General features: G+C 36.3%; 24 protein-coding genes. 13 read left to right on the top strand and 11 right to left on the bottom strand.

Going from position 1 to position 25,343, the window contains the following annotated elements; all coding sequences use genetic code 11:
• Positions 1-342: 342 nt before the first annotated feature.
• A complete protein-coding gene (locus tag ACAM30_RS21050) occupies positions 343-717 on the top strand; it encodes an STAS/SEC14 domain-containing protein (protein ID WP_369616473.1) in 375 nt (124 codons plus the stop codon).
• 92 nt (positions 718-809) lie between these two features.
• On the opposite strand, the gene ACAM30_RS21045 is transcribed toward ACAM30_RS21050, so the two are convergent.
• The 3 genes from ACAM30_RS21045 to ACAM30_RS21035 all read right to left on the bottom strand — a co-directional run bounded on the left by ACAM30_RS21045 (position 810) and on the right by ACAM30_RS21035 (position 2,511).
• A complete protein-coding gene (locus ACAM30_RS21045; protein WP_070908282.1) occupies positions 810-1,079 on the bottom strand; it encodes a hypothetical protein in 270 nt (89 codons plus the stop codon).
• Positions 1,080-1,113: 34 nt separating this feature from the next.
• A complete protein-coding gene (locus ACAM30_RS21040) occupies positions 1,114-1,248 on the bottom strand; it encodes a hypothetical protein (RefSeq protein WP_369616472.1) in 135 nt (44 codons plus the stop codon).
• A gap of 345 nt (positions 1,249-1,593) precedes the next feature.
• Positions 1,594-2,511, bottom strand: a complete 918-nt coding sequence (locus tag ACAM30_RS21035) for a DsbA family protein (RefSeq protein WP_369618671.1) — start codon at positions 2,509-2,511, stop codon at positions 1,594-1,596.
• 164 nt (positions 2,512-2,675) lie between these two features.
• Here ACAM30_RS21035 and ACAM30_RS21030 point away from each other — a divergent pair, with 164 nt between their 5' ends.
• From ACAM30_RS21030 to ACAM30_RS21015, 4 genes are all read left to right on the top strand, one after another.
• A complete protein-coding gene (locus ACAM30_RS21030; RefSeq protein WP_369616471.1) occupies positions 2,676-2,993 on the top strand; it encodes a winged helix-turn-helix transcriptional regulator in 318 nt (105 codons plus the stop codon).
• A 202-nt stretch (positions 2,994-3,195) separates the two neighbouring features.
• Entirely contained in the window at positions 3,196-3,594 is a 399-nt protein-coding gene (locus ACAM30_RS21025; protein WP_369616470.1) for a hypothetical protein, read from the top strand.
• A gap of 90 nt (positions 3,595-3,684) precedes the next feature.
• Positions 3,685-4,158, top strand: coding sequence for a TlpA family protein disulfide reductase (locus ACAM30_RS21020; protein WP_369616469.1), 474 nt, complete (start codon positions 3,685-3,687; stop codon positions 4,156-4,158).
• A gap of 3 nt (positions 4,159-4,161) precedes the next feature.
• Entirely contained in the window at positions 4,162-4,776 is a 615-nt protein-coding gene (locus tag ACAM30_RS21015) for a thioredoxin family protein (protein WP_369616468.1), read from the top strand.
• A gap of 52 nt (positions 4,777-4,828) precedes the next feature.
• On the opposite strand, the gene ACAM30_RS21010 is transcribed toward ACAM30_RS21015, so the two are convergent.
• Positions 4,829-5,563: an AAA family ATPase gene (locus tag ACAM30_RS21010; protein ID WP_369616467.1), complete on the bottom strand. Its 735-nt coding sequence runs from the start codon at positions 5,561-5,563 to the stop codon at positions 4,829-4,831.
• A gap of 30 nt (positions 5,564-5,593) precedes the next feature.
• Entirely contained in the window at positions 5,594-6,325 is a 732-nt protein-coding gene (locus ACAM30_RS21005) for a YggS family pyridoxal phosphate-dependent enzyme (protein WP_369616466.1), read from the bottom strand.
• Positions 6,326-6,507: 182 nt separating this feature from the next.
• Here ACAM30_RS21005 and ACAM30_RS21000 point away from each other — a divergent pair, with 182 nt between their 5' ends.
• Both ACAM30_RS21000 and ACAM30_RS20995 read left to right on the top strand, forming a co-directional pair.
• A complete protein-coding gene (locus tag ACAM30_RS21000) occupies positions 6,508-6,741 on the top strand; it encodes a thioredoxin family protein (protein WP_369616465.1) in 234 nt (77 codons plus the stop codon).
• Positions 6,742-6,778: 37 nt separating this feature from the next.
• Positions 6,779-7,042, top strand: a complete 264-nt coding sequence (locus ACAM30_RS20995) for a DUF2024 family protein (protein ID WP_017495649.1) — start codon at positions 6,779-6,781, stop codon at positions 7,040-7,042.
• Positions 7,043-7,158: 116 nt separating this feature from the next.
• Here ACAM30_RS20995 and ACAM30_RS20990 read toward each other — a convergent pair whose 3' ends face one another.
• From ACAM30_RS20990 to ACAM30_RS20980, 3 genes are read right to left on the bottom strand one after another with little or no spacing between them, the layout of a single operon-like run.
• Positions 7,159-7,452 (bottom strand): DUF3861 domain-containing protein, encoded by a 294-nt coding sequence (locus ACAM30_RS20990; protein WP_369616464.1) that lies wholly within the window; start codon positions 7,450-7,452, stop codon positions 7,159-7,161.
• Between the two features lie 18 nt (positions 7,453-7,470).
• Positions 7,471-8,205 carry a LytR/AlgR family response regulator transcription factor gene (locus ACAM30_RS20985; protein ID WP_369616463.1) on the bottom strand — a complete coding sequence of 245 codons (735 nt, stop codon included), beginning with the start codon at positions 8,203-8,205 and terminating at the stop codon, positions 7,471-7,473.
• The gene (locus ACAM30_RS20980) at positions 8,202-9,251 is read right to left on the bottom strand and encodes a sensor histidine kinase (RefSeq protein ID WP_369616462.1); all 1,050 of its coding nucleotides are present in this window, start codon (positions 9,249-9,251) and stop codon (positions 8,202-8,204) included. The genes ACAM30_RS20985 and ACAM30_RS20980 overlap by 4 nt, the downstream gene beginning before the upstream one ends.
• 268 nt (positions 9,252-9,519) lie before the next feature.
• On the opposite strand from ACAM30_RS20980, the gene ACAM30_RS20975 reads away from it, so the two are divergent.
• Genes ACAM30_RS20975 through ACAM30_RS20965 form a run of 3 tightly spaced genes read left to right on the top strand, consistent with a single transcriptional unit; the run spans position 9,520 to position 15,285 of the window.
• A complete protein-coding gene (locus tag ACAM30_RS20975; protein WP_369616461.1) occupies positions 9,520-10,683 on the top strand; it encodes an efflux RND transporter periplasmic adaptor subunit in 1,164 nt (387 codons plus the stop codon).
• 6 nt (positions 10,684-10,689) lie between these two features.
• On the top strand, positions 10,690-13,860 hold the full coding sequence (locus tag ACAM30_RS20970) for an efflux RND transporter permease subunit (RefSeq protein WP_369616460.1): 3,171 nt from the start codon (positions 10,690-10,692) through the stop codon (positions 13,858-13,860).
• An 18-nt stretch (positions 13,861-13,878) separates the two neighbouring features.
• A complete protein-coding gene (locus ACAM30_RS20965) occupies positions 13,879-15,285 on the top strand; it encodes an efflux transporter outer membrane subunit (protein ID WP_369616459.1) in 1,407 nt (468 codons plus the stop codon).
• Between the two features lie 120 nt (positions 15,286-15,405).
• Here ACAM30_RS20965 and ACAM30_RS20960 read toward each other — a convergent pair whose 3' ends face one another.
• Positions 15,406-17,091: a glycoside hydrolase family 28 protein gene (locus ACAM30_RS20960; protein ID WP_369616458.1), complete on the bottom strand. Its 1,686-nt coding sequence runs from the start codon at positions 17,089-17,091 to the stop codon at positions 15,406-15,408.
• Positions 17,092-17,485: 394 nt separating this feature from the next.
• On the opposite strand from ACAM30_RS20960, the gene ACAM30_RS20955 reads away from it, so the two are divergent.
• Positions 17,486-18,853 (top strand): hypothetical protein, encoded by a 1,368-nt coding sequence (locus ACAM30_RS20955; protein WP_369616457.1) that lies wholly within the window; start codon positions 17,486-17,488, stop codon positions 18,851-18,853.
• A gap of 127 nt (positions 18,854-18,980) precedes the next feature.
• Here ACAM30_RS20955 and ACAM30_RS20950 read toward each other — a convergent pair whose 3' ends face one another.
• Together ACAM30_RS20950 and ACAM30_RS20945 are read right to left on the bottom strand one after the other, a co-directional pair.
• Complete coding sequence (locus ACAM30_RS20950) at positions 18,981-20,312, bottom strand: hypothetical protein (RefSeq protein WP_369616456.1); 1,332 nt, start codon at positions 20,310-20,312, stop codon at positions 18,981-18,983.
• A gap of 27 nt (positions 20,313-20,339) precedes the next feature.
• Entirely contained in the window at positions 20,340-22,745 is a 2,406-nt protein-coding gene (locus ACAM30_RS20945; RefSeq protein ID WP_369616455.1) for a TonB-dependent receptor, read from the bottom strand.
• Between the two features lie 370 nt (positions 22,746-23,115).
• Here ACAM30_RS20945 and ACAM30_RS20940 point away from each other — a divergent pair, with 370 nt between their 5' ends.
• Both ACAM30_RS20940 and ACAM30_RS20935 read left to right on the top strand, forming a co-directional pair.
• Complete coding sequence (locus ACAM30_RS20940; RefSeq protein ID WP_369616454.1) at positions 23,116-23,949, top strand: helix-turn-helix domain-containing protein; 834 nt, start codon at positions 23,116-23,118, stop codon at positions 23,947-23,949.
• 49 nt (positions 23,950-23,998) lie between these two features.
• The gene (locus ACAM30_RS20935) at positions 23,999-25,126 is read left to right on the top strand and encodes an FAD-dependent oxidoreductase (protein WP_369616453.1); all 1,128 of its coding nucleotides are present in this window, start codon (positions 23,999-24,001) and stop codon (positions 25,124-25,126) included.
• Positions 25,127-25,343 lie beyond the last annotated feature (217 nt).

Here is a 25,343-nt window from a genome sequence, read left to right as displayed (position 1 = left end):
AGTTAATGGGTTGATTTTTTAGATATTTTTCTCATTTTTTTCTCTGTGAGTTTAGAATTAAACACTGATATAAACTTAATGAAATTTAATGGTAAAATGGGTAAAGCTTTAAGGATTCTAATTAGAGTACTATTTTCAAAGGTTTTTAAAAATAGGAATTACTTAATGATCTGTAAGTGTTTGTAAATTTGTAACTTAGAGGTTCTTAGTTTTATGAAATTTAAAACAATTAGAAGTGATATAATTTAAAATGTGTTAAGATTAGTGTCGGAAAGTTCCTCTAATGGACAGCTAAAAAAGATAAGGAGATCAGGATTAATAACAATTTAAAATATAAAGGATATGATACATCAAATTGATACAACGGACAATATTGTCGCTTTTCGGGCATTGGCATTGGTAACCAATGAAGATTTTCTAAGTGTCGTGATCCCAGCAGTGGAACATTTAGTAAAACAAACTAACGAGATCAACTTTTTATTGGTGTTGGATACAGACAACGAGGCTTCGACTTCGGGGGTATGGCTGCAAGATGCCCTGCTGGGTTTAAAACATCTTGGAAAATGGAACAGAGCCGCCATAATTACAGATTCGGAAGAGATTATTTCTTTTACGAATGGGTTTGGTACTGTAATTCCCGGTGATTTTCTTGGCTTTAAAAAAGAATCCTTCAATAAAGCATTAAACTGGGTGGAAGGAAATATCAATATTCAGTAGTTTTTATCAGATAAAAAAATAGCCCTGAATTCATGCATTCAGGGCTAAACTATTTTTGAGAGATTTCTAAACAGATGTGAAAAAGAAGAAATCTAATGATTGTATTCGATACCGCTGCTTACGTTAAGATCTCTTTTAGCTTTATTGGTTTTTGAAACTTGTTTGTAGCAAGCTGTAGCCAATAGAGGAATAGCCAGGCTTCCAACAACGGCAGCGGTTTTATCTTGTCCCGCTTTTTTCAAAATAGCACCTGCTACAAGAGTTCCTACACCTGCAAAAATCAAATTTTTTACAGAAAACTTAGAGGCTGGTTTTGGAGTAATTCCGTGTAATAGAGGATCTATAAAATTCAATTTTTCCATGATTATACTTGTTTTATTTAATTAAACTTATCTATTATTCATTCTGATGGTTCTTAACAATCAGGGTTGTTTTTATTATTCTATTTTTATTTTCTGACTTAACAATGCAAAACACTTCGTTGAGCATACGCTCTAAAAACAAGCGAAAATCCTGCCAAATTGTTGCCATACTGTTTATTTAGCAAAATTTTATAATTCTGAGAAATGGTTTGCGGTCCATTTATAGGACCCTTTTCACAGTATTGTCAGTTTGATACAAGTTGTTGTAAAAGCTAATAATCAAATGTTTTAAATTGTACTGTTTGTATGGTGTAAACTTTCAATATCCTTTTTTACAAAACAAAATTGTTGATTTAAAATTACTCTTTTTAAGGGTATTGATATTACATAGTTTTCCTCTTTTGTTACACAATTTTAGTACAAATAGTCATTTATCGAAAAAACCGCTAAGTTTTACTGCTTAGTGGCTATTGGCAATTTTATGGATGATTTGAAAAAGTGGTTTTTAAAGAGACTATTTTTTATAATACAGAACACCGTTTTTTACTGATTTTTTATTTAGTTCTCCTTTTTCGAAGGATTGCTTCAGAATTTTATCGGCTTCGCCATGAGAAATATCCAGAATTACAGCATATTCCTTTGGAGCAAGAGTTGGATAAATTTCAAATAGAGCTAAAGGATGCTCATTTGCTGTTTTTTTCTTTTTAGCGTCGGGAAACAGGGCTAATATTGCATTTTCATAAGAGGCATAGGGTTTAGAACCATAAACGGTTAATTGATTTTGATTTCCATCAGAAAAAAACAAAGTAGGGAAGCCTCTTACACCAAGATTTCTGGCATAGTTCAGATCTTCCTGAAAAAGGATTTTTGCATCACCTTCATAATCTAATTTTAGTTTTTTGGTGTCCAGACCTGTAAGTTTGGCCGCTTCATAAATGTTTTCCCATTTCGCAATATTCTTCTTTTCGAGATACAATTTCTCTCTCAGAATCCGCATGAACTTTATCGCTTTATCTTTACTTTGAATTTGCGCTGCTTTCATTGCAATACAAGACGGATAGGAAGAATCGAGCGGATCTTCGAGCCATACATTTCCATCAATAGGCATTTCATAATACAAACTTGCTTCTTCCCAATGATGAGCAACATCTGAAGGTTTACTGATCCCCCCGCTATTGTAGGACCAGTCCGGAAGTAAACCGCCCATTCTGTAATCAATATCGATATAATTACCGTATTCAAGTTTCAGTTTTCTTAACTGAGGTTCAATTCCCCAGCACGAAGAACAGATAGGATCGGTGTAGTAAATAATTTTTATCGGTTTATCTGCTGTTGGAATGAAGGAAGTTTCATTGGCATTTTCGTGAATTGGCATTTCGCAGGTTCCCGTTTCAGGATCACATAATAATGGATTTGTTTTGTCTGTACTCATTTTTGAATTTATTTGCGATTGACAGTTGGTACTGCAGATCAGAATTAACAATAGCGACAGTCTTTTCATAAATAACTGTTTTAGATTTACGCTTCGGTTTAAATTTTATAATTTTACTGTAAAGTTCGTCCATCTTTAATCACAAGTCAATTAGTCTAAAAAATATGACTACAGCAAATACCTCAGAAAGGGAGAATGAATGTCCTGCAGAAGGGCTTCTAAAATTGCTCTCAGGCAAGTGGAAACCACAGATTTTTTTGCTGGCGGTTAATGGTCCTTTACGTTTCAACGGACTTTTAAGAGAACTTAAAGGTGCTAACAAACAATCTGTTGCAACGGCACTTCGCGAACTGGAAGATTTCGGAATCCTGGACAAAAAAGTAGTTCGTTTAAAACCTTTGCATATCGAATATAATCTTTCGGAAAAAGGAGCATCACTAGTTCCGGTTTTCAAGCAATTGGAGATTTTCTCAAGAGGGTAGAATAGTAAGTTTGATCTAACTTTAGAATAAAACAATATACGTCGGATGTAATATTTTTTAAACGCATAGAAACATAGATTTAACACTTTAAAAAAAGGCGTTTCACTTATTTAAAGCGTATCCCGATGCATCGGGACTATGTGTTAAAAGATTTTTTTATTAATTATATGAAACGGGTTAAAACAATTAAACGATATAAACGATGAAAAAGCTATTGTTATTTTTTGTGTTGTTGTTTCAAATGGCTGTAACAACTGGGTACAGTCAAAGTACAGATCCTTCTTCTAAAAAAATTGTAGGAACCTGGTACGCTAATGCTAATCGAAATACAAGGTGGGTTTTTACTACAGACGGAAAAGTTTTCAATTACGACAAAAACACTTTTAAAGTGATGTACCGATACACTATTTCAAACAGCTGTCAGAACAATTCAGATGATACGCTCGAATTTGTAACGTTGATGGATAAGGATGGCGATGAATATTGTTTTAGAATAAATGCTATAAATGAGAACAAAAATGGCATTTTATCCATGACCAATATGAGTAATATGGAAACGCTTTTGTTTGTTAATGATACGAACATCGTGGTCACAAACTAAATTTATTTCGCATTAAACTTTTATTAACAACAAGCAAATTGTCATTCGTTTATATTTGTAAGGCAAAAAAGAAAAATAGCACGAACAGATATGAAAATCAATGTATTAAGAGTTTTTATTGTATTTGCTTTCTCCGTAAGCGGTTATAGTCAGAATGTAAAGCTGTTAAACATCGATCAGCTAAACGAAAGAATTAAGAACGGCAAAGACAGTACTTATGTTGTTAATTTTTGGGCTACCTGGTGTGCCCCCTGCATTAAAGAATTGCCTCATTTTGAAAAGTTAAAGGCAGACTATAAATCAGATAAATTAGCGGTTTTATTGGTCAGTGTCGATTTTAAATCTAAATTAAAGGCAGCCGTAGTTCCGTTTGTGAAAAGAAAAAACCTGAAAAATGAAGTCTTTCTGTTGAACGAAAGCAATCCACAGGAATATATAGACCGCATTGATAAAGACTGGTCGGGAAGCATTCCGGCAACCTTATTTATTAAAGGAGATAAAAGAAAATTTGTTGAATCTGAATTCAACTACGAACAATTATTAACCGAATATAAAAAACTGTAAATTATGAATAAGTTTATTACCACTGTGACTTTGTTTTTGTTTAATCTGCTGCTTTCTCAGGCTCAGAGTACAACTCTTAAAGCCGGCGAAACGGCTCCGGATTTTAAATTGAAAAATGTAGACGGAAAAGAAGTTTCTTTTGCCAGTTTTCCAAAAGCAAAAGGATACATTGTTGTTTTTACCTGTAATACGTGCCCTTATGCGGTAGCGTACGAGCAAAGAATAATTGAATTGGATAAAAAGTTCAAAGCCCAGGGTTACCCGGTAATTGCCATTAATCCAAATGATCTTGAAGCTTCTAAAGCAGACTCTTTTGAGAAAATGCAGGAATTAGCAAAAGATAAAAAATATCCGTTTCCTTATTTATTTGATGCCGGACAAAAGGTTACCGATCAATATGGGGCGAAACGTACACCGCATCTTTTTATCGTTTCTAAAACTGACAAAGGTAATGTCGTAGAATATGTGGGAGCAATCGACAGTGATCCGGAAGGAACTAAAACGGAAAAAACAAAGTATGCTGAAGACGTGATCGCAGCCTTAAAAAGCAATAAAAAACCTGCCGTTACACAAACCAAAGAAATCGGCTGTACGGTAAAAAGAAAAGCGAAAGCTTAATTTTTTAAGAAATTCAATGTCATAGAAAATGCCTCAGTGATGAGGCATTTTTTTATGCTATGATCTCCGTTAGTTGCTGTTGTTCCTGAAATTCCAGTTCGGCAATAATTTGCTTTTTCATTGTGGTATGAATGTAGTCTTTGGCTTCAGCATACGAAATAGCATACTTACGTTTAATTTCCTGAAGATGAATCGGAAAATGGGCAAGCAGTTTATCATAATAGGCATTCAGTTGTGTATCATCGGGCATTTCAAATTTTAATTTGATTTGAAATCTTCTCAGCAAAGCTGTATCAATACTGTCGTAATAATTGGTCGCACAAATAAGCAGACTGTCTGCCGGAAGGTAATCGATTAGCTGAATGATCGTATTCACCAGACGTTTCATTTCGGCAACATCTTTGTCCTGACTGTCGCGGCTTTTACCAATCTGATCAAATTCATCGAGAAATAAAACCGCTTTTTCACGAATCGCTTTATCAAACAGTACTTTTACATTTTTAGAGGTTTCTCCAATTTTAGCATCGATTAAAGTGCTGAGATTCACAATCACAATGTTTTTGTTTAAAGCACTTGCAATGGCTTTTGCAGTAGTGGTTTTGCCACAGCCGGAATGCCCGTGCAGTAGTATTTTGTTATCTACTTTGAGATTGTATTTTTTTAATTCTTCGATATATTTATGTTCTTTTATCGTCTGAATTAATACCGTTTTATTCTCTGTGCTAAAAAGCAAATCTTCCAGTGCTATCTTTTCAGTATCGTTTACAACAAGTTCGTGCAGATTCATTTGTGATTTTATTTGGTGCAAAATTAGACTTTATTCTGCAATATTTTCGTTCCAGATTTCTTTTCCTAAAAAGCGGTTTCCAAAAATTGAAGTTCCAATTCGGATCAGATTCGAACCTTCGGCAATGGCCAGTTCTAAGTCCTGTGACATTCCCATCGAAAGTTGTAAATTATTGATCCCTTCAATCTTAGCTGCGTAAATTTCATCTCTAATTTTTCGAAGCAGTCGTAAAGACGGACGCATTTTTTCTTTTTCAACATCTAACAATCCAATAGTCATTAGCCCTTTAATCTTAAGAGTTTCGTAGCGTTTTACTTTTTGAATGAATGAAATGACTTCTGTCGGAGGCAATCCGAATTTACTTTCTTCAAATGAAGTGTTTACTTGTATAAAAACCTCGAGTGTTCGTCCTTCTTTTTGTAATTGCTTGTCTAATTCGTTGGCTAAGCTGATTCTGTCGAGAGATTGAATGCAGGTTACGTACTTAAGAACGTCTTTGACTTTATTGGTTTGGAGATGACCAATAAAATGGCGTTCGATTTTTAAATCTTTAAGTGCCGAATTTTTATCACGGAGTTCCTGCATTTTATTTTCGCCAATAAGCGTCTCTCCGGCATCGATTGCTATTTGAATGTCGGCTGCAGAAACGGTTTTAGTCGCCAGTAATAGTTTCACATCTGATACATTTCTGCCGGAACTTTTACAGGCATTCTCCATGCGTTGATGAACCTGTTTTAAATTGAAAATTATATCCTCTTTCATGCGACAAAATTAACGGTAAGCAGCTGTACTTAAAAGATCCAGTTTTTAGTATAAGTAATAGTCCAGATTGGAGGTAAACTGGACCAGATTAGGACTATAAATGAAAAAACTGGATTATTTAGCAGATCCTGAATCGCAGTAATTTTGTACGGACAACAAAGTCAAATTTAAAACAAATTAAAATGAGTAAATCAATTTTTTATCATGCCGGCTGTCCGGTTTGTATTAGTGCAGAACAGGATATTTTAAGTTTAATTAATTCTACTGAGGTTGAAGTTGTCGATCTGGGTGTCGATAAATCTAGAATTGCAGAGGCTCAAAAAGCAGGATTGCAATCGGTTCCGGCTTTGGTAACGCCAAACGGAAATGTGCTTCATATTAATTTTGGCGCTTCTATAGCAGATGTAATTGGGTAGATTCACTGTGAGATGTAAAATGTAAAATGTAAATCGTATGAAGATAGCAGTGTGGGATACCTATGTAACCCGAAAAGACGGAACAGTTATGCATTTTGATATTCTGGTTGACGAACGTACTGTCGATGAAAACCAGATTTTTGAATATGGCAAAAGGTATCTTAAAACAGTAGCACAGGAAGGGCAACCGCTGACCTCAAAAGAATGCAAATTTTGTCATATTGACAAGGCTCCAGAGACTGTGCAAAGTCAGATTCTTAAACAGGGATTTTCGATTATCGAAATGGAGAACTGTAATTAACTGATTCTTTTGTTTTGTATAAAAAAGGCTGAAACAATAACGTTTCAGCCTTTTTTATAGATACAGAGTCTATGTTTCTATGTGTTAAAATAAATTACGTAGAGAGCAGCTTATAATTATAAACTTTTTAGTTTTTTCATGAAAACCGGAAAGACTTCATTTAATTCTTCAAAAAGAGGGTTGTTGCGGTGTTTCAGTTTGATTTCGCTGAATAATTTGAGACCAAGTGCAAATTGGGTGGCTTCATTTGGATTTTCAAATAGATTTTTAGCCTTTATTTTTTCGATGATATCAAATATTTCATCATGATTGTCGAATTCTATTCCAAGTTCTTTTGCGGGTTCTGTTTCGCCGTTTGCGTATTCTTTTAAGCTTAAAGTCAGGTAATATTTGTTTGATCTTTTTTGCATGATATTATATTTTAAATTTTATTTCAACCATTTGTCTACAATGGTTTTAAAGGTTTCTTTGTATTGTTCACCAACCGTTATTTCGGTTTTATTAATGAATATTGAATTTTTACTGATGGAGTTTATTTTGTCTAATGCGACAATAAAAGAACGGTTGATTCGCATAAATTTTAAAGACGGTAATTTTTCCTCCAAAGCTTTCAAAGAAATCAAAGACATTAATCCTTTTGTCGAATTTTCAAGATGTACTTTGACATAATCTTTGAGACTTTCGATATACAATATGTCTTTTAATGAAATTCGGACCCACTGGTATTCGACTTTCAGAAAAATAAAATCATCATCATCTGCTGTAATGGACTGAAATTGACCGGAAGCTTCTTCTGTTAATTGTAAAACCTTATTGGCAGCTCTTAAAAATTCTTCATAACTAAAAGGTTTTAAAAGGTAATCAACAGCATTGACACGATAGCCTTCGATAGCATAATGATTGTAGGCTGTGGTGAAAATTATTTTCGGTAAAGTTCCCTGTTGTTCCTGTAAAAGACGGGCAAGTTCCATACCGCTTAAATTCGGCATGTTGATGTCCAGAAAAATAATGTCGGGTTGTTGTTCCCGTATCAGACTCATGGCTTCGATAGCATTATCGCAGCTTTGAACCAACTGTAAAAAAGGAGTTTGTTCTATAAAGGTTTCGACCAGTTTTAAAGCCAGCGGTTCGTCATCTACTGCGATACATTTTAATACCATCATTGTTCTAAAGTTATTTGCAGGTTTACTTTATATTTTCCGTTTTCGTCAATACCGGCTGTTAAACTATGTTTGTCGGGGTAGATGAGGTGTAATCGGCGTTTGGTATTGGTTAAACCAATTCCGCCCTGTTCTGTCGGAGCTGTTTTTTCGAAAAAAGTATTTTCTACCTCAAATTCAAGAAGAGTTCCGTTTTGTTTCAGCGTAAAATGAATCTCGCTTTTGTCTGTAGCGTGTACCCCGTGTTTAAAGGCATTTTCGACTAAGGGCAGTAAAAGCATCGGTACAATCGGATAGTCCTGTATTTTTTCCGGAATATCGCCTGTAATAGTCAGTTTACTGTTGGCTCGAAGCTTCATTAAAGCAATAAAGTCCTTCATAAAATCTACTTCTTTCAATAAGGTGGTTCTTTCGCCTTCGGTACTGTAAAGAAGGTATCGCATCATGCGGCTTAAAGTATGTAGCGCATTGCGGGAATCTTCAATATTAGTGTATGTAAGCGAGTAAATACTGTTAAGCGAGTTAAAGAAGAAATGCGGATTGATTTGTGCTTTCAGCATGGCCAGCTCGGTCATCGTTTTGTCCTGCTCCAGTTTTTGTTTGTGCTGAGCGGCTCTTTGCCAATGCAGCAGCATGGCATAACTGGTACTGATGGCCAGAACCAGTAAGGTGAGACTAAAAATATAGTTATCGAAATAGGTGTTTCGGTATCGTTTGAATCGGATAAGGGCAGCCAGTTTGTTATGCAAATCGGTGTTGATGTTGTAAAAATAGGATACCAGCTGCATGATGAAAATGATCAATAGAATCCATAACAGGAAAGGACCAATTTTGTCTTTAATGATGGTTTTTGGAACAATTACCCTGGCATTATAGTAAAAAATCGCAAGCATAAAAAGCAAAACAATGGTTTGCCAAATCCAGAATATATGGGGAAGTGCTATATTCCAGGTAAGCGGAATATAAAACAGCTGCATATATCCTAATAATACCCAGGCCAGGATGTGTAATCCGGTAGACATAAACGGTTTAAAAAAATTGGGTGTCATTGTAAGTTGTGATTTTTAAGGACAATATTACATTTTATTTGAACAGTATATAAAACCAATCGCCCAAAATAGATTTACAACCCGTAAAAACCATTTTAGAGTCGACGAGGCTGTTACAAAAATACTTATTTATCAGGGAACATCTTCCATCGGTTCTCATCTAATCTTTATCGATTGCAGGGGGCTTTTCGTCTATTGTAAAAATTTTGTGTGTTCTATTTCAGTTCTTTTGTTCCTTAATAAATAGATAATCACACAATCCATAAAAATGAAGAAGCAATCTTTTTTAAGTATTCTAGCAGCATCTATTGTCATCACTTCGTGTGGAAACAAAAATGATAAAGCGGCTCAGGCCGGAGGTGCACCACCAATTAAAGAATATAAAACGCTGACTTTAGAACCTAAATCGGCTACTTTATATACAGATTATCCTGCCAGTATTCAGGGGCAGCAAAATATTGAAATTCGTCCACGGGTAGAAGGATACATTGATAAGATTTTTGTTGATGAAGGAGCCGTGGTTAGAGCCGGACAGCCATTATTTAAAATTAGTGCTCCGGAGTATGAACAGGAAGTTCGCACAGCCGCTGCAAGTATCAAAAGCGCTCAGGCAAATGTAAGCGCCGCTAAACTGGCGGTTAATAAAGTAAAACCATTGGTTGAAAAAGGAATCATCAGTAAATACGATTTAGAATCGGCACAGTATACTTATGAATCAGCTTTGGCAACATTGGCACAGGCTAATGCCAGTCTGGTAAATGCAAAGACTAACTTAGGATATACCACCGTAACCAGTCCTGTTGACGGTGTTGTGGGATCTATTCCGTTTCGTTTGGGAAGTTTAGTGAGTTCCAATACCGCAGATCCTTTAACGACAGTTTCAAGTATTGGAAACGTATACGCTTATTTCGCAGTGAATGAAAAAAAGCTCCTGAACTTTACTCAAAATACAGATTCGGGAATTTCACTGGCAGAGAAAATTAAAAAGATGCCAGCTGTTTCGCTACTTCTTTCAGATGGTACAGCTTACGGAGAAAAAGGACGTATTGAAACGGTAAACGGATTAATCAATACTGAAACGGGTTCGGTTACCTTCAGAGCACGTTTTCCTAATACAAAAAGTATTATCAGAAGCGGAAACAGTACTACCGTGAGAATTCCAAATGAAGTGGATAAAGCGATTATTGTTCCTCAAAGTGCCACTTTTGAACTTCAGGATAAATTATTTGCAGTAGTAGTTGGAAAGGACGGGAAAACGAAAAGTGCCAATATTACGGTTTTAGAAAACACCGCAGGAAATTATTATGTTGTAAAAAGCGGTTTGCAGAGCGGAGACCAAATTGTTTTGGAAGGAGTGGCAGCACTTAAAGACGGAACAGAAATTAAAGCTCAGAATCAAAGTGAAGAAACGGTTTACGCGGACTTAAAATAAAAATAAATGTTTAAAATATTCATACAACGACCGGTACTATCTACGGTAATATCGGTTATTATCGTAATCCTGGGGATACTGGGACTGGCAGCGCTTCCTATTGCGCAATATCCGGACATCGCACCACCAACCGTAAATGTAGCCGCAAGTTACACCGGAGCGAATGCAGATGTGGTCCTAAAAAGTATCGTAATTCCGCTTGAAGAGCAGATTAACGGTGTAGAGAACATGACCTATATGACCTCTACGGCGACTAACGACGGTAATGCCTCTATAAAAATTTTCTTTAAGGTTGGAACCGATCCTGATTTAGCTGCGGTAAACGTGCAAAACAGAGTTTCCAGAGCGACCAGTTTATTGCCGGTTGAGGTAACTCAGGCGGGGGTAACCGTAACCAAAAGTCAGAGTAGTAACTTATTGATTTTCTCTTTGTACAGTGATGATAAAGCCTACGATCAGACGTTTCTTCAAAATTATGCGAAGATCAACTTAGTACCGCAAATTCAGCGTGTAGTTGGGGTAGGAGATGTTACCGTTTTCGGTTCAAGAGATTATTCTATGCGTATCTGGCTGAAACCGGATGTTATGCAGCAGTACAAATTGATTCCGAGTGATGTTTCGGCGGCTCTGGCAGAACAAAATATTGAAGCAGCACCGGGAAAATTTGGTGAAAACGGAGATCAGGCTTTTCAATATGTAATCAAATACAAGGGACGTTTAACAAGCGCAAAAGAATTTGAAGAGATTGTTATTAAATCAGCCGGAAACGGACAATTATTGCGATTGAAAGATGTGGCGAAAGTAGAATTGGGTTCTTTAAGTTATTCTTCGACCAGTACCACCAACGGACGCCCGTCTGTAGGTATTGCGATTAGTCAGACTCCCGGTTCTAATGCACGTGATGTAATTAATAATTCTAAAAAATTGATTGACGAAGCCGTAAAAACGTTTCCAAAAGGTATAAAGTATACCGTATTAATCAATGTCAATGAAAATCTGGATGCTTCAATCGAGAAGGTAATTCACACTTTGGTAGAAGCTTTTATTCTGGTTTTCATTGTAGTATTTATTTTTCTTCAGGATTTCCGCTCGACTTTAATTCCGGCGATTGCAGTTCCTGTTGCAATTGTGGGAACGTTTTTCTTTCTGAATTTATTCGGCTTTACCATTAACCTGCTGACGCTATTTGCGATGGTTTTGGCGATTGGTATTGTGGTCGATGATGCGATTGTAGTCGTCGAGGCGGTACATGCCAAACTCGATAACGGGTATAAATCGGCTAAGAAAGCTACTATTCATGCCATGAATGAAATTTCTGGAGCGATTATTTCGATCACACTGGTAATGGCAGCGGTATTTATTCCGGTTACCTTTATCACAGGTTCGACCGGGGTTTTCTATAAGCAATTTGGTATTACACTGGCGGTTGCGATTATTCTTTCGGCTGTTAATGCGCTTACTTTGAGCCCGGCGTTGTGTGCTTTACTTTTAAAACCACATGCAGACGATCATAAACATCAAAGTTTTATGCAGCGATTTTATACCTCATTCAACGTTGCGTTTGACAATGTAACCGAAAAATACAAACGTTCTGTTCAGTTCCTTTCTATCAAAAAATGGATTGCACTGACGTCTATACTTCTTGCTGCAGGAGCTCTGTTTTATATGATGAAAACCACTCCGTCAGCTTTCGTTCCTGCGGAAGATCAGGGTGTAGTTTTTGCCAATATCAGTTTACCGCCTTCGGCTTCTATGGAACGTTCTGACGTTGTGGCGAAAAAGGTCGATAGTATAGCGCACACCATTCCGGGGGTCGAAAATACCCTTCGTATCGTGGGGCAGAATTTTACAGCAGGTGCGGGTAGTGCCTACAGTATGGTAATTGTAAGATTGAAAAGCTGGGAAGATCGTGAGCTGAGTGTTGATGATGTAATTGGCCAGCTGTTTGCTAAAACCAGTGGTATTCGCGAAGCCAGCATTTTCTTTATTTCTCCGCCAACGATTCAGGGATTTGGACAAAGTGGTGGATTTGAATTTCAGTTGCAGGACAAAGGAGGTCATAGTACGGCAGAATTCTTTAAAGTAAACAATGAATTTCTGGCCAAACTTTCGGCACGTCCGGAGATACAATATGCGACGACGCCTTTTAATCCGGGTTTCCCTCAATATATGATGGATATCAATCTGGCAAAAGCAAAAGATGCGGGAGTTTCAATCAATACCATTCTGTCAACTATGCAGGGTTATTATGGAGGATTGTACGCTTCCAACTTTAATAAATTCGGTAAGCAGTATCGTGTGATGATTCAGGCCTCTCCCGAGTTTAGAACGAATACCGAAGGCTTGAACAAGATATTTGTCCGCAACAGTGCCGGAACCATGGCACCCATTACCGAGTTTGTAAAAATGACTCGTGTTTTCGGACCGGAATCTATTTCAAGATTTAACTTGTTTACGTCTATTTCGATCACCGGAGCACCAAAACCGGGTTATAGTTCCGGAGATGCTATTAAAGCGATTCAGGAAGTAGCAGCAGAAAGTCTTCCTGCAGGTTATGGTTATGAATTTTCGGGCTTAACACGTGAAGAATTAGCATCTGGAAGTGAGACGATCTTTATTTTTATACTGTGTCTGGTATTTGTTTACTTTTTATTAAGCGCACAATACGAGAGTTATATCCTGCCGTTTGCCGTACTGTTTTCAATTCCGTTTGGATTGGCGGGAGCCTATTTGTTCTCGATTATTTTTAAGTTGAACAGTAACATTTACCTGCAGATTTCCTTAATCATGTTAATTGGATTATTGGCCAAGAACGGTATTTTGATTGTCGAATTTGCGCTCGAAAGACGCCGAAAAGGATTGCCAATTCTACAGTCGGCTATTGAAGGAGCTGTGGCACGTTTCCGTCCGATTTTAATGACCTCCTTTGCTTTTATTTTGGGACTTGTTCCTTTAATGTTTGCTTCGGGTGCAGGTGCCGTTGGAAATAAATCGATTGGAACGGGTGCTGTAGGAGGAATGTTGATCGGTACCATTTTAGGAGTATTTGTGATTCCGATATTGTTCATCATTTTCCAGACACTGCAAGAACGTGTGAGTGGCCCGCCAAAAGAAAATTATGACGATGAAGGTGATGATGAAGAGGAAGTGCAATTGATAGAAACTCACAACGAGTAATAATTTAATTTAAAAAAAATGACTCATAGTTCAAATAAATATATTCTTGTGGTAGTGGCAGCGACACTGTTGAGTGCGTGTTCGATTACTAAGAAATACGAACGTCCGTCGACCATTTCGACCGATAAGCTGTATCGCGATCAAAATACTGCCGATTCGACTACGATGGCAAGTATGCCGTGGCAGACTGTTTTTAAAGACGAAAAACTGAATGCTTTAATTCAAAAAGGATTAGATCAGAATCTCAATTTAAAGAATGCGATCGAAAATATAGTGCAGTCCAGAGCTGTTTTGCGTCAGGCCAAACTGGCTTATTATCCAACACTGAATCTTGATGCCGGTGCCACATTTAACAAACAATCAAGAGCCAGTCTGAATTTACCGCCGGGTATCAATATCAATATGGAGACTACAACCTCTAAATTAGGTCTGAGTACTTCCTGGGAACTTGATATTTGGGGAAAATTAAGCAGTTCAAAAAGAGCGGCTTTAGCAGCCTATCTGGCTACAGATGCTGCAAAACAAGCCATTCAGACACAATTGATCGCTGATATTGCAAATAACTATTTTTTGTTGTTAGCGTATGATAAGCAATTGGAAATTACCCAAGCGACTTTAGAAAGCCGTATTAAAAATGTGGAAACGATTAAAGCTTTAAAAGAAGGAGCCATAGTGACCGGAGCAGCAGTGGTGCAGAGTGAAGCCAATCAGCATGCAGCCGAGGTATTGATTCCGGATTTAAAACGAAGTATTCGTGAAACGGAGAATGCTCTTACTATTTTGTTGGGACAGGCTCCGGGCGCTATTGAAAGAGGGACATTGGGGAATCAGACCGTTCCGGAAAATCTTGCGGTAGGTATGCCGGCACAATTGCTGGAAAACCGTCCGGATGTTCGTCAGGCCGAGTTTAATTTCCGCACTGCGTTTGAAAGTACCAATATGGCTAAAACTTATTTTTATCCAAGTTTGACGCTTACTGCAAGTGGTGGATTTTCGAGTCTGCAACTAACCGATTTCTTTACCAATTCTGTTTTTTATTCTTTAATAGGAGGTTTGACACAGCCTATTTTCAATCAGGGACTGAATAAAGCAAGATTAACAACAGCACAATCCAAACAAGTTCAGGCACTGAATGATTTCCAACAAAGCCTTTTGGTAGCAGGGCAGGAGGTCTCAAATGCTTTGTATGCGTATGAAATGGCCGTTGAAAAAGAAGAATCCAGACAAAAGCAAATTGAGGCTCTTGAAAAAGCAGTAGATTTTACACAACAGCTTTTAGAGTACAGCTCGGCCACCAATTATACTGATGTATTAACTTCAGAGCAAAATTTATTGGCAGCGCAATTAAGCGGGATCACTGATAATTTGCAAAAATTACAAGCTGTTGTCGATTTGTATCGTGCCTTAGGTGGCGGATGGAAATAGTCTTCGCGGCTTCTATTATTTTAAATTTTGAAACGAAAAGCGCCTCAGATTATGGAGGCGCTTTTTATTTTCAGTTTGGTGAACTTTCTAACTTTTTTTAGTTGCATTGAAATTTTAATCTCAAAACTTTACAGCATCTTTAGAAACATTTACTCCTAAGGTTGTTTGTTTCGAAAAATCTATTTTTGAGGATGAATTCAGTTCAATATTTTGGCTGGCTTCTCCGTTTATAGTAATTGCTTTCGCAGAAGTCGAATTAAATTCCGTATTTTTTAAAGACATATTTTTAGTATTGTAGATTTCAAATACGGTAGGGTTTTCGATGTCTAATTTGGCATGGTTGATTTTGATTCCATTGGCATCAATAATCGAGAAACCTTTTTCTGCTTTGGCAATTAAATTAGAAATTTCAATGTTTTCCAGATTCATTTCGGGTAAACCTTGCAGAAATACTGCTTGCTGTGCGCCCTTAATGGTGATGTTTTTAATCGATATGTTTTTAAACTGTGGTGTTTCTTCACTTACAGGAACAGCTTTTGTAGTTACGGTGTTTCCGCCTTCTGCCAAAGTTTCGGCTATGGATTTTCCTCCATAATATAAATCAAAAGAGATGGCTTGTGATGGAATATCGGTCATAAAAATATCCGAAATATAAATGTTTTCTACTATTCCTCCACGCCCGCGGGTACTTTTAAAACGCAAGCCAACATCAGTTCCCATGAAAGTACAATTGGAGACATGCAGATTTTTCACTCCGCCCGACATTTCGCTTCCCACTGTGACACCACCATGTCCGTGATAAACGATGTTGTTTTTAACGATAATATTTTCGCAGGCAACCCCACGATCACGACCGTCTTTGTCTTTTCCCGATTTGATACAGATGGCATCATCACCCACATCAAAACTGGAATTTTCGATAATTACATTTTTGCAGGATTCGACATCAAGACCGTCGCCGTTTTGAGAAAACCACGGATTACGAACGGTTATATTTCTAACGATTAAATCCTCTACCATAAACGGATGAAGGTTCCAGGCAGGTGAGTTTTGAAACACGGGGCCATCAAACAATACTCTTTTACTGTTTTGTATACTCACTAAAACCGGACGCAGAAAGTCGTGAATGGCTTCAAATTCTTCTTTTGTTTTTAGATCGTGACGAACATTCTGATCAGCACCTTTGGAGCCTTTTAAATATTGTTCAGAAGGATACCAGCTGTCTTTCTTTTCATTTAAAACACCGCCGGAAGCTATAAATTTCTTCCATTGTTCTTCCGTCAGTTTGTTTTTTTTAACTTGTCTCCAGGCTTCTCCGGAACCATCCCACACACCATTTCCTGTAAAGGCAACATTTACCAGATTCTTACCGTAAATAGGAGAGATGCATCGCCAGGTGTTAAGCCCTTCAAAACTGGTTTCAATAATTGGATATAAATTTTTATCGGTAGAAAATTTAATTAAGGCTCCTGTTTCGGCATGAAGTTCAAGATTACTTCTTAGTATAATTGGGCCAGTTAGCCAGATTCCGGGTGGAATAATCACTTTTCCACCTCCTTTTTTTGATACAGCTTCTATGGCATCAGCGAAAGCTTTAGTATTTAAAACATATCCGCCATTTACAGCCCCAAAATCTTTTAGATTTACGGTATTATTTGGGATTATAGGTTCATTGACTTTGGGTATTTTAAATTCGATACCTCTATATGTATCATAAGTATCTGAATTTTGCGCAGTAAGATTGGAACAGGTCACAAGTAAAAATACCGCTGTAAAAAACAAATGATTGACAGATTTGGTTTTCATATATAGTTTTTTTATTGATCTTTTTATTGATGTTAAAATTTAAATCAACATTAATAAGAAAGGTAATTGTAATCGATTACACAAATCTATTGAAAAATATTTATAAATGATGATTTAGTTCAAAATAAAAAAAACATTGTATAAATTTCATTGTTGAGGATGATCGTTTTTTGCCATGAATCGTACCAATTTAGCAAATTTATTTCATTTCATTCTTTAATATTGAAGTTAGGTGAGTCAATGTAAGTTTTTTTTAACTGGACTTATATAACTTTTTGGATTTAATTTTTAAGCTTGCTTTTTGTGAAAGAAATAATGTTATTTTAGCTAAAGATTTGTCGTGTTAAATATTGCATTTAATTTGACAAAATATAACTAAAATATAAGTGATTTTATGAATAAAACACTTTGGGAAAAGGTTTTAGCATTTAGTTTTGATCAACCAAATGATCAATATGGGTTTTCAACGAGATTAGCACTAGAGAATCATTGGACGATTTATTTTACTCAAAGTGCTATAATTGAATATAAAAAGTTTCTATTTCTGGCTGCAACCAATAATGAAATGGTTTCGCCTTCAGAGATTGTTGATATTGTCTGGCATCAGCACTTAATTTTTACTAATTCTTATTCTGATTTCTGCGATTTATTAGGAAAAAGAATAGAACATATTCCTTCAACTCATAATAGATCAGAATTTGATAAGTTTAAAATAGCAAAAGAAAGGACTAAGGAGCTTTATGAAGTTAATTTTGGTCCGCAGTTAGCTGAAATTTGGCATTATCATAATGAATTAGATTCTTTGCACTTAGAGAGAAGCAGCTATGAAATTTCAAAACTTAGAAAAAACTTTTTAATTTATACCATTGCTCTATCATTTCCGGTATGTTTGGTTATCTTTTCGCTTTTAGCAAAAATTAAGAATCCTAATTTTCTTATAGTCTATCTTTTGCTTTTTGTAGTTGTAATTTTATTCTTGAAATTTTATGTCCGAAAAAGTTTTCTTTCGCTATATGATACAATTAAGTCCAACTCCATTTTGCAGAATCTTACGGCACTTGAGATGGTGTTTTTTAGAGAAAACAAACTGGATGCTGTAGTTAATGGAGTGGTGAATAATTTGATTGTAACTCATAAAATTAAGATTTTAACAAATGATAGATTGGAATTAATTGATGAAAGTTTTGTTGAAAATCGATATGAGAATTGTATTATCGAAATTATGAAAGATTTTGAGCCAATGTCTTATCAGGAGTTATGCAAGATTGCCTTGCAAAAGCCTATTTTTGAGCAGCTTCAGAAGGCAACTTACAGAATAAGAAACAGAATTTTTGATTCGAAAAAATTTGCAAATGTAGTGATCGTTGTAATGAGTGTTTTAGGATTCTTGTTGAGCATTGGTTTTAGCAGATTTATAACCGGAGTTTGGAGAGGTAAACCAATTACATTTTTACTCTTTGCGATTGTTCCTTTGGTTATAATTTCATTGTATTATATCAATCAAGTATTAAATTTAATGTTTACAACTATTATACCTTCTGTTTTTGAAGATAAGGCAAGGATAGTAACAGCATCTGAAAAGAATTGGGAGTGGGATTATTTTCTTTATGGAAATATATTATTAGCAAATTCATTTATGCCATTGATTAATTACAATACTAATTCGGTTTCTTCAAATAATTTTACCAGTTCAGGATCATGCGGAACTTCTTCTTGTGGAAGTTCTTGCGGTTCTTCATGTGGGGGATGTGGGGGTGATTAAAAGAAATCATTTTTAAACAAAAACAAACATTCCGTTCCAGAAATCTGAAACGGAATGCTTTAATTAAAAAAAAAACTCAAGTAATAACAATTGTTATGAGTGCTTTTACTGCTGGTGCAGTTTTTTTTTAGAATACTCCAATATAATGGTTTCCAGGTTTGTTTACCAGTTTAGCTCCTTTAGTAACAGCTCCTGTTGGGATATCGATCACGTAAATATTTCCGTCTTTTCCAACCGGTGTAACCGCTAAGTAAAGCTCATTTCCATCCACTACAAAACCTTGGTATTGCCCAAAATCTATAGCAGCGTCATAAGTAATGCCTTCTACTTTTTTAGCTGTTTTAGCATTTAAATCTACTCTTGCAACAAATCCCTGATCACCGGTAGCTGTGTGCGTATATAGTACATAAGCAATTCCGTTTCCTGCATATCTCCAGGCATCGATATAAGATCCTTTTATACCTAATGCAGCATCAAGACTGATCACAAATGAGTCATCGTATTGATTGTTTTGGTTGATTCTTAGGATATAAGATCCTTTGTTAGTATCTCTTTGAGTAGCCTGATAGATGTTACCGTCAGTTCCTAAGAAGCTGTTGAAGCTGCGGAAACCGCTGGTATCTCCAAAACCAACTTTAGAAGTAATGATTTGTGGATTTTCTAATGACGGATAATCTACTACAACAGATTTAGCGCCCGGACGGTCGTAAGCAGTTTCAATTTGTCCTGTAGTAGGATTCGTTTTACGTAACCATGTTCCGATAATTACTTTGTTTCCTGCTTTGTTGATCGTAGGAGCATCTAAACGGAAAATATGGTGTCCCTGAGCTTCTTCCTGAGGGGTTAACGGAAGTTCATATTGCTTGAATCCTGAAATACGAATACCTTTAAGGTCCAGAGCAAGAACGGTAGCTGTACCTCTTGTATACAGGTAACTTTTGTCCGGATTTGTTTTAACTACAGGATTAGTTACATTTACAGCAACTCCGGTTTTGTCTCCGTCAAAAAGTTTATTCCATCTTGGAGATGTTCCGGCATATTGAGAAATGTTTACGGTCGTACCTGATTGTGTGAAGTTTTTAGCTCCATTCACGGTATAGGTCATAAATTCTCCTCCGTTTGCTCCTGTGTAGGTAATGTTGAAAAGAGTTTTTCCGTCTACAGAAGATTGCAAACGAGCTGTTCTGTTCGATTGTACCGGCATTCCGTCTGCGTAAACATTAATCGAATAGTTTGGATCTTTAGCATTTTTTTTGGTTACAGCATAAACCATAGTTCCACCGTTTCCATCGCCAGGAGCATCTTGCATTAGTGCTCCCGAAACTGTAATCCAACGATCTGGTGTTTCCGGATTTACCGGATCAGCACTTTTTTCGTCATTGCTGCTGCAGCTTGTTGTCAATGACAATGCACCTAGAAGTAAACCACATGTAAATAGTTTAAACGTATTTTTTTTCATATTCATTGTTTTAAAAAAAATTAGATATTAAAATTTATTGAGGGTATAATTCAGTTTTAGATAAAAAGCGCGTCCCGGTTTTTGAACAGCATAATTATCGAAGACTTGTTTATCGAAAATGTTTTTAGCATCGAAGCTTAGTACAAATTGTTTTTTAGGAAATGCATAACTCAAACCTAAATCCTGCACAAATTGTGCTGGTGTTTTTGAGTTTACGACATCAATCCAAAGTGTAGCAAAAGGATCTACGTAACCAAAATTATAATACAAACTTAGTTGTGAATCTTTCTGTATCAGTTCTTTAAAGTTGTACTGTACATTACCATTTACGGTGAAGAAAGGCTCATTTGGAATTTGCTTATTATAGTTGGATAACTGTCCTCCGTTAGCGTCAAATTGCATCTTGAACAAAGAGTTAAATTTTGACATGTTCATTGATAGGAACAAGCGGTCTTTGAAACTATAATTAAAAGAAGCTTCATAACCAATAGATTGTGTACGCCCCAGGTTTTCAAACGGTAGGGTTTGTATGGCATCATTTACTCTGTTACCAGAAGTACGAACAATTCGGTCTTTGGCATTTCTGGAAAAACCTGATGCAGCAATTGAAATCTTATGTGTACTTATTTCGTAGGGGCCAAATTGTACGCCTACATTGAAATTGTTACTTTGTTCTGGTTTTAGATTGGGGTTAGCCAGTACATTTTCACTAGGTCTTCCGAACATTTCATCTGAAGTTGCTAATCTAATGGCTTTCTCTGCAGATGCCGTGATCATTAGTTCAGGAGTAATAAAGTAAGAAGTAGCCAGTCCGTATCCAAATAATGGAGTTGCACTTTTGGTAATTTTTTCTACAACGGTAGTTTGCCCGTTTTGTGTAACCAATTCCGGTTTTCTGTGGTTTACTTTTTGTTCGTAAAACTTACCAAAAATATTGGTTCTCAATCGTGATTCAAAAGCCTGCATTTCATAGGCTAATGAAGTGACTGTTTTTTGCAAATCAAATGTTGCTTCAAAATCTTTTTGAAATTCCGGTTTGATTAAATCATCTTCATTTCTATCCAGTTTGTAATATAAATTACTGAATATAAACCTGTTAGATTCATTTAGATTATAGGTAAATACGCTTCTGGAACTTAATATATTTTCTGAGATGTTATTAATGGTTGGACCACCTTGCTGTGCGCCAGTATAGGATAAAACAGGTTCACCATATAGACCTATTGCTTTTTCACCGTTCCAATTGTAATTCCATTTAACCGTATCGTTTACGACTTCATGTTTATTGCTAAAGACAGTATTGGTTGAAAAATCAAGTTTTTTAAAGAGAAAATCTTTTTTAGAGTAATTCAGACTTATTACAGAAGCATCAGCTTCGGAAAAACGTCCCTTATAAGGTCTTGTCATGAATTGACCGTGTTGAATCTGATTGTGATCTTCAGAGACATTTATACCGATTAAAAAATTGTCAGCCCATTTTACATTGGTAAAACCGGCTTCAAATCTTCCTCCATAGGATCTGTATCGGTTTTCGAAACGTTTGGCGCGTGTAAGTTCGTAACGTCCATCCGGTGCGATATTGTAAACGAATCTTCCCCATACTTCATAATCATTATCTGAGTAATTATAAAAGCCCGATCCTTTTACGGTAAATCCGGATTTGTCCCGATAGGTTGTATTAAAGTTGGACTGAATGGTATTGAAAGATCCATAAGAAACAGAAGCATTCAGCGTGTTTTTAGCACCTTTTTTCAAAATTACATTTATAGCTCCGCCTAAGGCATCATCCGCCAGTTCTGCCGGGGTAACCCCTTTGTAAACTTCGATGCGCTCGATTAAGGCAGGTGGTATGCTGTTAAGACTAAAGGAAGAACCATAAGTAGAAAGCGGAATTCCGTCAATAAAAATTCGGATAGCATTTCCGGACATTCCATTCAGATTGTAATTTACGCTTGAACCTAAACCTCCGTTTTGTCGGATTCGTACGCCTGCGGAACGATCAAGCAATTCATTGGTTTGCAGGTTTCGTGTGGCAGCGTCTTTAGTTTCTATAACATTTACAGAGAAACCTTTACTGATGATTTCTTTTTTTACAGAGTTTTTCTTTACGACAACCTCTTTTAAGGCTTTTGGATCATTTGATTTTTCTAGCGAGATGTTTACCTGGGTTGATGGACTATTTAAGGTTACGTTTACGGTTTTAGTTTTAGCCTCAAGTGATGTAATTTCGAGAGTGTATGAACCGTAAGCAACATTCTTGATTTCAAATTGACCGTTGTTGCCAACTAAAGCAAACTTTTGAGTTCCGGCAATTGTAACTGTGGCACCAAATGCAGATTCAGAATTTTCAAAAGTAACTTTTCCTTTAATATTCCCGTTTTGGGACCAACCTGAAAAATGAACGAATGCCAACAATAACAATAAAAACTTCATGATTTATGTACTTCTTAAATAGAAATGCAAAGCTAAATCATTGTTTATATTTAATCTAAATAAAGGAATTAGAAGATCATTAGAATTACATTAGAAGTTCTAATGTTGGAGTAAAATTAGATTTTGGAGTCTAAGAATCTAATGTGATTTGTACTATAATACGTTTTAAATTTCCAAGATTTAAGAGGAGAATAGTGGAATAAGAGATTTGTAATTCTGTGTTTGTTCTTGATAAACAGCTGTTTGTGTCGTGCTGCAATATTACATATTAATTTCTTAATTTTGAAATGGATTATTGTCAAAATAAGGTCAGTTTTTTGAAATGACTTTTATTTGTTTCATAATCGTTTGTCTCTAATTTCTTCCAATTATGCTTTCTTTTCAAACCAATCATCAGGAATTTGTTCCGGCCGAAGAATTACAAAAAAGTATAAAGTGCTTTTGGTATGATAAGATTGAGTATGGGAAAGTACAATCGAACTTTGAAGTGATACCGGATGGTTATGCTGAAATCATTTTTTATTTTGGAAATGAGCTGAATATTTCTTCTAATGGAGTTTTGAAACCACTGACATCACCATTTATGATAGGGTTACTCCATCAGCCTGCAGTTTTCAATTCTGTTAATTCCCTTGAAATTATTGCTGTCAGGTGCTATCCGTGGATGGTTTTTGACCTGCTTGGATGGTCCTCCCAAAAGGGTAAGGAGGGAGTACAGATTTTTGAGCATCCTATTGCTAAACTTCAGTCTGTTTTGAACAATCTGATCGCTTCCCACAAAATTGAAGAGGCTATTGCCAAAGTCGAAGACTATTTTTTTGCAGCAGAAGCAAAGTCTGACAGCAATAGTTTGATATTTAAAGCAGGAATTGCTATGACAGCAGCCGGAGGACGTATATCGGTTAGGGAAGTAGCTGCCGCTTCTCATGCTACAATACGTACTTTAGAAAGAAATTTTAAGCAATCGTCAGGTTATACGGTTAAAGATGTTTCGGCTGTCATGCGCTTCGAACAGGCTCGTAACCGATTATGGCTAGAACCTAATCTAAGTATCGCAAGTTTAGCACAGGAATTGGGTTATACCGATCAGTCGCACCTGAGCAGAGAATTTAAACGTTACAGTGGTACCACACCGGGTGCATTTGCGCGAAAAGCAAAACAACAGCTGATAAATCATGATTTTGTCGCATTTATACAATCCTAAAATAGTCGGATAGCAGAATTTTGTCATTCATAATTAAGAAGATAAAGTGATGTTATTAAAAGATAAAAAAGTAGCCATTATTGGTGCAGGACCGGTTGGTCTAACTATGGCAAAATTATTACAGCAAAACGGAGTTGATGTTACCGTTTATGAAAGAGATTTAAATGCCCAAACCAGAATTTCCGGCGGAACACTTGATCTTCACAAAGGTTTGGGACAGGAGGCTTTAAAACAAGCTGGTTTATTAGAGGATTATTTTGATAAAGCACTGCCAATGGGAAGAACGGTAGCGGATTCCCAAGGCAATATATTGTTTTCTAAAACAACAATCGAAGAAGAACGCTACGATAATCCCGAAATTAACAGGAACGATTTAAGATTGTTATTGCTTAATAGTTTGAAAAGCGATACTGTGGTCTGGAACAGTAAGTTTACCAATCTTAAAACAGACAATGAAAAATGGATCTTAGAGTTTGAAAACGGCGTAATCGCAACTGCTGATTTTGTTATTGGAGCTAATGGAGGAATGTCAAAAGCCAGAAAATTTATCACACCTGCTACAATCGAATATACCGGAACATTGATGATACAAGGCGAGGTGCTTTGCCCGGAAACATCCTGTGCGAAGTTCAATAAACTGTGTAACGGCGCTATACTTATGACTTCCGGAAAAGAAGGTTTATTAGTCGCAAATCCGAAGAATGGTAAAGTATTGAGTTATAATGTCATTTTCAAAAGTCCGGATGAGTTTATCAGGAATGATGAAGTTTTTGAGAGTACGGATGGTATTCGAAAGTACCTCTTCAATCGGTTTTCTGAATGGGACAAATGTTATAAAGAACTGTTTGAAGCTACTTCTTCTTTTGTTTTATGGCCGACAAGAAAGATCAGTTTAGATGATCAGTGGAAAAAAGAGCGTCCGTTGCCCATCACACTCCTTGGAGACGCAGCACATATTATGCCTCCATTTGCGGGGCAGGGAGCCAATATAGGATTATTAGACGCCTTAATTTTATCGAATAATCTTACCAATGGAAAATTTGAAACGATAGAGGAAGCAATCAGCGATTACGAACAAAAAATGTTTGTTTATGCAACTCAAGCGCAGTTTGAAACTGCCGTTAATGAAGCAGCAATGCAGAGTCCTGATTTTTCTTTTCTGAAATTTTACAGGTAATTTTTTGATTTTATTTTTATTAAGTGTCGTGTAATAAATAGCCACGAATTCACAAATTTTTTAAGCATACAAATTAGAAAGAATTCGTGAATTCGTGGCTGATTTTTTTTAAGTTATAGAGCAAAGAAAGGAATTCGAAATAGTTAAAAATGATTCATTATTAACGCTTTGAAGGGATAAAAGTCTGCATTATCTGCTAACCCGAGCGATAGCGAAC

It is taken from the genome of Flavobacterium sp. CFS9 (assembly GCF_041154745.1).
Taxonomy (GTDB): domain Bacteria; phylum Bacteroidota; class Bacteroidia; order Flavobacteriales; family Flavobacteriaceae; genus Flavobacterium.
Note: the sequence above shows the minus strand (reverse complement) of the source record. Positions and strands in the feature narration are given on the sequence as shown.

Bases quoted from the DNA above. Each gene is read 5' to 3' on its own strand.
- ACAM30_RS21010 (WP_369616467.1), bottom strand. From the start codon at position 5,563: ATGAATCTGCACGAACTTGTTGTAAACGATACTGAAAAGATAGCACTG.
- ACAM30_RS20985 (WP_369616463.1), bottom strand. From the start codon at position 8,205: ATGATGGTATTAAAATGTATCGCAGTAGATGACGAACCGCTGGCTTTA.
- ACAM30_RS20975 (WP_369616461.1), top strand. From the start codon at position 9,520: ATGAAGAAGCAATCTTTTTTAAGTATTCTAGCAGCATCTATTGTCATC.
- ACAM30_RS20990 (WP_369616464.1), bottom strand. From the start codon at position 7,452: ATGCAAAAAAGATCAAACAAATATTACCTGACTTTAAGCTTAAAAGAA.
- ACAM30_RS20980 (WP_369616462.1), bottom strand. From the start codon at position 9,251: ATGACACCCAATTTTTTTAAACCGTTTATGTCTACCGGATTACACATC.
- ACAM30_RS21045 (WP_070908282.1), bottom strand. From the start codon at position 1,079: ATGGAAAAATTGAATTTTATAGATCCTCTATTACACGGAATTACTCCA.
- ACAM30_RS21030 (WP_369616471.1), top strand. From the start codon at position 2,676: ATGACTACAGCAAATACCTCAGAAAGGGAGAATGAATGTCCTGCAGAA.
- ACAM30_RS20965 (WP_369616459.1), top strand. From the start codon at position 13,879: ATGACTCATAGTTCAAATAAATATATTCTTGTGGTAGTGGCAGCGACA.
- ACAM30_RS21005 (WP_369616466.1), bottom strand. From the start codon at position 6,325: ATGAAAGAGGATATAATTTTCAATTTAAAACAGGTTCATCAACGCATG.
- ACAM30_RS21035 (WP_369618671.1), bottom strand. From the start codon at position 2,511: ATGAGTACAGACAAAACAAATCCATTATTATGTGATCCTGAAACGGGA.
- ACAM30_RS20995 (WP_017495649.1), top strand. From the start codon at position 6,779: ATGAAGATAGCAGTGTGGGATACCTATGTAACCCGAAAAGACGGAACA.
- ACAM30_RS21025 (WP_369616470.1), top strand. From the start codon at position 3,196: ATGAAAAAGCTATTGTTATTTTTTGTGTTGTTGTTTCAAATGGCTGTA.
- ACAM30_RS20935 (WP_369616453.1), top strand. From the start codon at position 23,999: ATGTTATTAAAAGATAAAAAAGTAGCCATTATTGGTGCAGGACCGGTT.
- ACAM30_RS20960 (WP_369616458.1), bottom strand. From the start codon at position 17,091: ATGAAAACCAAATCTGTCAATCATTTGTTTTTTACAGCGGTATTTTTA.
- ACAM30_RS21020 (WP_369616469.1), top strand. From the start codon at position 3,685: ATGAAAATCAATGTATTAAGAGTTTTTATTGTATTTGCTTTCTCCGTA.
- ACAM30_RS20970 (WP_369616460.1), top strand. From the start codon at position 10,690: ATGTTTAAAATATTCATACAACGACCGGTACTATCTACGGTAATATCG.
- ACAM30_RS21000 (WP_369616465.1), top strand. From the start codon at position 6,508: ATGAGTAAATCAATTTTTTATCATGCCGGCTGTCCGGTTTGTATTAGT.
- ACAM30_RS20940 (WP_369616454.1), top strand. From the start codon at position 23,116: ATGCTTTCTTTTCAAACCAATCATCAGGAATTTGTTCCGGCCGAAGAA.
- ACAM30_RS20955 (WP_369616457.1), top strand. From the start codon at position 17,486: ATGAATAAAACACTTTGGGAAAAGGTTTTAGCATTTAGTTTTGATCAA.
- ACAM30_RS20950 (WP_369616456.1), bottom strand. From the start codon at position 20,312: ATGAAAAAAAATACGTTTAAACTATTTACATGTGGTTTACTTCTAGGT.
- ACAM30_RS21015 (WP_369616468.1), top strand. From the start codon at position 4,162: ATGAATAAGTTTATTACCACTGTGACTTTGTTTTTGTTTAATCTGCTG.
- ACAM30_RS21050 (WP_369616473.1), top strand. From the start codon at position 343: ATGATACATCAAATTGATACAACGGACAATATTGTCGCTTTTCGGGCA.
- ACAM30_RS21040 (WP_369616472.1), bottom strand. From the start codon at position 1,248: ATGGCAACAATTTGGCAGGATTTTCGCTTGTTTTTAGAGCGTATGCTC.
- ACAM30_RS20945 (WP_369616455.1), bottom strand. From the start codon at position 22,745: ATGAAGTTTTTATTGTTATTGTTGGCATTCGTTCATTTTTCAGGTTGG.